Annotated in this window: 1 protein-coding gene; it reads right to left on the bottom strand. The window is 42.6% G+C overall.

What is annotated here, in order from left to right; all coding sequences use genetic code 11:
• On the bottom strand, nt 1–372 hold a 372-nt coding region (locus tag ACLS0A_RS11035; protein WP_416083511.1), incomplete at its 3' end, for an IS1595 family transposase.
• Nucleotides 373–423 lie beyond the last annotated feature (51 nt).

Genomic DNA, 423 nt, shown 5'->3' with positions numbered 1-423 from the left:
AATACTATCAGGCTTTACTTGCTCTCGAATAATAGGTAACAAGGTGGCTGATTGAGTATTCGGAACCGCAACGGTATAAACCTTACCATTGCGTTTAAGAAGCCCGAATACCGCGATTTTCCCTGCCGCACCACGACCACGTTTACCTTTGCGGGCACCACCAAAATAACTTTCATCGGCTTCAATTTCACCTTCAAACATTTCTAAGTGTAGGCTATTTTGATAGATGAGCAGGCGTAAGCGATGAAAGTAGTATGCTGCTGTCGTTTTATTTACATTGGCCAACTCCGCAGCAGTCCTTGCTGTAATCCCTGCGACAAAGAGCTCAATGAGTTTATTTTGTTTATGCTGACTTAGACGACTTTTTCTCATTGGTTCATTCTAACCTAAATAGAGTTTTTAGTCGTTATCTAGGACAGCCCC

Source organism: Avibacterium volantium, from assembly GCF_049366555.1.
Lineage (GTDB): Bacteria > Pseudomonadota > Gammaproteobacteria > Enterobacterales > Pasteurellaceae > Avibacterium > Avibacterium volantium_A.
This window is presented reverse-complemented; position numbering and strand designations above follow the sequence as displayed.